Source organism: Salinicola halimionae (genome assembly GCF_003206065.1).
Taxonomy (GTDB): domain Bacteria; phylum Pseudomonadota; class Gammaproteobacteria; order Pseudomonadales; family Halomonadaceae; genus Salinicola; species Salinicola halimionae.
Genome location: NZ_PZJQ01000008.1, coordinates 198 through 5,592, shown reverse-complemented (window position 1 = coordinate 5,592; position 5,395 = coordinate 198). Strand labels below are relative to the sequence as shown.

Genomic DNA, 5,395 nt, shown 5'->3' with positions numbered 1-5,395 from the left:
CGGCGCCAGGCAGGAATCGACAAGAAAGACGTTGACATCCTCGCCCAGATCCTTAAAATACGCCACTCCTTACGGCGGCCCAGAAAACAAGCGCTGACAAGCACTTGGGTTCGACAACGGCAAAGTAAGGCGCTCTTTAACAATCGATCAGGTAATTGATGTGGGCGCTTGTTCTCGCGTGACAGCCAGTCACGACATATCGAGGCAAGCGACTCGTCAAGATTCGTTTGACCTTGAACCAAGTTTGGTCCGCTTTTTTCCCTCGGGAAGAGTAAGGACTATCAGACTTTAAACTGAAGAGTTTGATCATGGCTCAGATTGAACGCTGGCGGCAGGCCTAACACATGCAAGTCGAGCGGCAGCACGGGGAGCTTGCTCCCTGGTGGCGAGCGGCGGACGGGTGAGTAATGCATAGGAATCTGCCCGATAGTGGGGGATAACGTGGGGAAACCCACGCTAATACCGCATACGTCCTACGGGAGAAAGCGGAGGATCTTCGGACTTCGCGCTATCGGATGAGCCTATGTCGGATTAGCTAGTTGGTAAGGTAATGGCTTACCAAGGCGACGATCCGTAGCTGGTCTGAGAGGATGATCAGCCACACTGGGACTGAGACACGGCCCAGACTCCTACGGGAGGCAGCAGTGGGGAATATTGGACAATGGGCGAAAGCCTGATCCAGCCATGCCGCGTGTGTGAAGAAGGCTTTCGGGTTGTAAAGCACTTTCAGCGAGGAAGAAAGCCTCTGGGTTAATACCCTGGAGGAAGGACATCACTCGCAGAAGAAGCACCGGCTAACTCCGTGCCAGCAGCCGCGGTAATACGGAGGGTGCGAGCGTTAATCGGAATTACTGGGCGTAAAGCGCGCGTAGGTGGCTTGGCACGCCGGTTGTGAAAGCCCCGGGCTCAACCTGGGAACGGCATCCGGAACGGCCAGGCTAGAGTGCAGGAGAGGAAGGTAGAATTCCCGGTGTAGCGGTGAAATGCGTAGAGATCGGGAGGAATACCAGTGGCGAAGGCGGCCTTCTGGCCTGACACTGACACTGAGGTGCGAAAGCGTGGGTAGCAAACAGGATTAGATACCCTGGTAGTCCACGCCGTAAACGATGTCGACTAGCCGTTGGGACCTTTAAGGACTTAGTGGCGCAGTTAACGCGATAAGTCGACCGCCTGGGGAGTACGGCCGCAAGGTTAAAACTCAAATGAATTGACGGGGGCCCGCACAAGCGGTGGAGCATGTGGTTTAATTCGATGCAACGCGAAGAACCTTACCTACCCTTGACATCCAGAGAAGTTGGCAGAGATGCCTTCGTGCCTTCGGGAACTCTGAGACAGGTGCTGCATGGCTGTCGTCAGCTCGTGTTGTGAAATGTTGGGTTAAGTCCCGTAACGAGCGCAACCCTTGTCCTTATTTGCCAGCACGTAATGGTGGGAACTCTAAGGAGACTGCCGGTGACAAACCGGAGGAAGGTGGGGACGACGTCAAGTCATCATGGCCCTTACGGGTAGGGCTACACACGTGCTACAATGGCCGGTACAAAGGGCTGCGAGATCGCGAGATGGAGCGAATCCCAGAAAGCCGGCCTCAGTTCGGATCGGAGTCTGCAACTCGACTCCGTGAAGTCGGAATCGCTAGTAATCGTGAATCAGAATGTCACGGTGAATACGTTCCCGGGCCTTGTACACACCGCCCGTCACACCATGGGAGTGGACTGCACCAGAAGTGGTTAGCTTAACCTTCGGGAGAGCGATCACCACGGTGTGGTTCATGACTGGGGTGAAGTCGTAACAAGGTAGCCGTAGGGGAACCTGCGGCTGGATCACCTCCTTAAACGACCAGCTTAACGCGGTTCAAGCGTCCACAATCAATTACCTGATCGGCCAGAGCAAGACTGTTTGGGTCTGTAGCTCAGTTGGTTAGAGCTTACCCCCTGACCTTAAATGGAAAGGAGGGTGAGGTCGGCTGACCGATCTACAGGATAGGCTTAGCAGTTGATACGGTGCTGGGTCTGTAGCTCAGTTGGTTAGAGCGCACCCCTGATAAGGGTGAGGTCGGCAGTTCGAGTCTGCCCAGACCCACCAAAATCTTCTTGATTCAGCGTTAAAGCCCGACTTGTTTATACCCATAAACGTCGTCGTCCTTTGCCTTGTCTCAAAAAGATTTCCAGTATTTGGATTATCATGGGGCCTTAGCTCAGCTGGGAGAGCGCCTGCCTTGCACGCAGGAGGTCAGCGGTTCGATCCCGCTAGGCTCCACCAGTTCCTACCGTAGGAACACACCTGACAGTCTTGATGTTGAATCCAGTTGAAAGCGTTCATCTCACGATGAATGTTTTCAACTGCTTTCAGCAGTCGCTCTTTAACAATTTGGATCATGCTGACAGTTCTTCTCTTAGAGAAGAGCGAAACGAGATACGTCTCAAGCGTATCCGGCAATTGTCGAATGATTTAATCACTGACCAGACCCTTTCGGGTTATATGGTCAAGCGATTAAGCGCACACGGTGGATGCCTTGGCAGCCAGAGGCGATGAAGGACGTTGTAGCCTGCGATAAGGTTCGGTGAGGTGGCAAACAACCTGCGACCCGGACATTTCCGAATGGGGAAACCCACCCAGCATAAGCTGGGTATCCCACACTGAATCCATAGGTGTTGGGAAGCGAACCCGGAGAACTGAAACATCTAAGTACCCGGAGGAAAAGAAATCAACCGAGATTCCCCTAGTAGCGGCGAGCGAACGGGGAGTAGCCCTTAAGCATGTGACTGGTTAGACGAATGTGCCTGGAAAGGCCGGCCATAGCGGGTGATAGCCCCGTAGTCGAAAACCTGAATGTGTGAAATCGAGTAGGTCGGGGCACGTGAAACCCTGACTGAACATGGGGGGACCATCCTCCAAGGCTAAATACTCCTGGCTGACCGATAGTGAACCAGTACCGTGAGGGAAAGGCGAAAAGAACCCCGGAGAGGGGAGTGAAATAGATCCTGAAACCGTGTGCGTACAAGCAGTGGGAGCAGACTTGTTCTGTGACCGCGTACCTTTTGTATAATGGGTCAGCGACTTATATTCAGTGGCGAGCTTAACCGTATAGGGGAGGCGTAGGGAAACCGAGTCTTAACTGGGCGACCAGTCGCTGGATATAGACCCGAAACCGGGCGATCTATCCATGGCCAGGGTGAAGATTGAGTAACATCAATTGGAGGCCCGAACCCAAGTATGTTGAAAAATGCTGGGATGAGCTGTGGATCGGAGTGAAAGGCTAATCAAGCTCGGAGATAGCTGGTTCTCCTCGAAAGCTATTTAGGTAGCGCCTCACGTATTACCGCCGGGGGTAGAGCACTGTTTCGGCTAGGGGCCCATCCCGGGTTACCAACCCGAGGCAAACTCCGAATACCGGTGAGTAGAGCGTGGGAGACACACGGCGGGTGCTAACGTCCGTCGTGAAAAGGGAAACAACCCAGACCGTCAGCTAAGGCCCCCAAATTCTGGTTAAGTGGGAAACGATGTGGGAAGGCATAGACAGCTAGGAGGTTGGCTTAGAAGCAGCCATCCTTTAAAGAAAGCGTAATAGCTCACTAGTCGAGTCGGCCTGCGCGGAAGATGTAACGGGGCTCAAACCAGATGCCGAAGCTACGGGTTCACACTTAGGTGTGAGCGGTAGAGGAGCGTCGTGTAAGTCTGTGAAGGTGAGTTGAGAAGCTTGCTGGAGATATCACGAGTGCGAATGCTGACATGAGTAACGACAAGGGGAGTGAAAAACTCCCCCGCCGGAAGACCAAGGTTTTCTGTTCTATGCTAATCAGAGCAGAGTGAGTCGGCCCCTAAGGCGAGGCTGAAAAGCGTAGTCGATGGGAAACGGGTCAATATTCCCGTACCGGATGTGGTTGCGATGGGGGGACGAAGAAGGCTAGGTGAGCCAGGCGTTGGTTGTCCTGGTGAAAGTCAGTAGGCTGAGATCTTAGGCAAATCCGGGATCTCAAGGCCGAGAGACGAGACGAACGGACTACGGTCCGGAAGTCATCGATGCCACGCTTCCAGGAAAAGCCTCTAAGCTTCAGATCACATGCGACCGTACCCCAAACCGACACAGGTGGTCAGGGTGAGAATCCCAAGGCGCTTGAGAGAACTCGGGTGAAGGAACTAGGCAAAATGGCACCGTAACTTCGGGAGAAGGTGCGCCGGCTTAACGTGAAGAGACTTGCTCTCCGAGCGCGAACCGGTCGAAGATACCAGGTGGCTGCAACTGTTTATTAAAAACACAGCACTCTGCTAACGCGTAAGCGGACGTATAGGGTGTGACGCCTGCCCGGTGCCGGAAGGTTAATTGATGGTGTTAGCCGTAAGGCGAAGCTCTTGATCGAAGCCCCGGTAAACGGCGGCCGTAACTATAACGGTCCTAAGGTAGCGAAATTCCTTGTCGGGTAAGTTCCGACCTGCACGAATGGCGTAATGATGGCCACGCTGTCTCCACCCGAGACTCAGTGAAATTGAAATCGCAGTGAAGATGCTGTGTACCCGCGGCTAGACGGAAAGACCCCGTGAACCTTTACTATAGCTTCACACTGGACGCTGATGTTGCTTGTGTAGGATAGCTGGGAGGCTTGGAAACCGTGACGCTAGTTATGGTGGAGCCAACCTTGAAATACCAGCCTGGCATCATTGGCGTTCTAACTTGGCACCGTGATCCGGTGTGAGGACAGTGTGTGGTGGGTAGTTTGACTGGGGCGGTCTCCTCCGAAAGAGTAACGGAGGAGCACGAAGGTACCCTCAGCACGGTTGGAAATCGTGCATTGAGTGCAAGAGCATAAGGGTGCTTAACTGCGAGACAGACACGTCGAGCAGGTACGAAAGTAGGTTCTAGTGATCCGGTGGTTCTGTATGGAAGGGCCATCGCTCAACGGATAAAAGGTACTCCGGGGATAACAGGCTGATACCGCCCAAGAGTTCACATCGACGGCGGTGTTTGGCACCTCGATGTCGGCTCATCACATCCTGGGGCTGAAGTCGGTCCCAAGGGTATGGCTGTTCGCCATTTAAAGTGGTACGCGAGCTGGGTTTAGAACGTCGTGAGACAGTTCGGTCCCTATCTGCCGTGGGCGTTGGAGATTTGAGAAGTGCTGCTCCTAGTACGAGAGGACCGGAGTGGACGCACCTCTGGTGTTCCGGTTGTCACGCCAGTGGCATCGCCGGGTAGCTATGTGCGGAAGGGATAACCGCTGAAAGCATCTAAGCGGGAAGCCTCCTTCAAGATGAGATCTCCCCGAGACCTAGAGTCTCCTAAAGGGTCCAGCAAGACTAGCTGGTTGATAGGCACGGTGTGGAAGCGCTGCAAGGCGTTGAGCTAACGTGTACTAATACCCCGTGAGGCTTGACCATATAACCCCAAGGGGTTTGCAAG

At 53.9% G+C, this 5,395-nt stretch carries 2 tRNA genes and 2 rRNA genes; all 4 read left to right on the top strand.

Features of this window, described 5'->3' with window-relative positions:
- The first annotated feature begins 290 nt into the window (after positions 1-290).
- Positions 291-1,831: ribosomal RNA gene (locus tag DOM27_RS17805) — 16S ribosomal RNA — on the top strand.
- A gap of 174 nt (positions 1,832-2,005) precedes the next feature.
- Positions 2,006-2,082, top strand: a tRNA-Ile gene (locus DOM27_RS17800).
- Between the two features lie 101 nt (positions 2,083-2,183).
- Positions 2,184-2,259, top strand: a tRNA-Ala gene (locus tag DOM27_RS17795).
- Positions 2,260-2,480: 221 nt separating this feature from the next.
- Positions 2,481-5,373 (top strand): 23S ribosomal RNA (locus DOM27_RS17790).
- Together the 16S and 23S rRNA genes with 2 tRNA genes alongside form the textbook arrangement of a ribosomal RNA operon.
- The last annotated feature ends 22 nt before the right edge of the window (positions 5,374-5,395 follow it).